The following is a 471-nucleotide window of genomic DNA, read 5'->3' on the forward strand; positions in this document are numbered from 1 at the left end:
GGTACCGATGCTAATGATCCCGATACCGATAACGACGGACTTACCGATGGAGCTGAAGTGAATACCCACGGTACAGATCCAACTGTTGCCGATACTGATGGTGATAGTATCAATGATGGAGATGAGATCACTAACGGTACAGATCCAACTGATGCCGATACCGACGGTGATGGGAATAGCGATGCCACTGATGCGAATCCGCTTTCACCTGTAGCAGTAGCTGATGCTTCAAATGCTTCTTCAGGGAATGCGACCCAGGTAGATATTCTTGCCAATGACGATTTTTTACCGAATAATAATGCTGCCAACCTTGGCATAACTTCGCTATCTGACACCGGGAATGGCTCAGCGTCCGGATCGGTGAGTTTTGACGCAGCTACGGGAATCCTGACCTATACCCCGACACCGGGCGAGGCTGGAACCACCGTAACCGTTGAATACCAGGTGTGTAACGATGAAAGTGGTGCAGCG

General features: G+C 50.1%; 1 protein-coding gene. It reads left to right on the plus strand.

Going from position 1 to position 471, the window contains the following annotated elements; translation table 11 throughout:
- Positions 1 to 471, plus strand: a 471-nt coding sequence (locus tag IS446_RS00075; protein ID WP_235996347.1) for an Ig-like domain-containing protein, incomplete at both ends; no start/stop codon positions are given.

The sequence above is a fragment of the Robertkochia sediminum genome (genome assembly GCF_016786255.1).
GTDB lineage: Bacteria > Bacteroidota > Bacteroidia > Flavobacteriales > Flavobacteriaceae > Robertkochia > Robertkochia sediminum.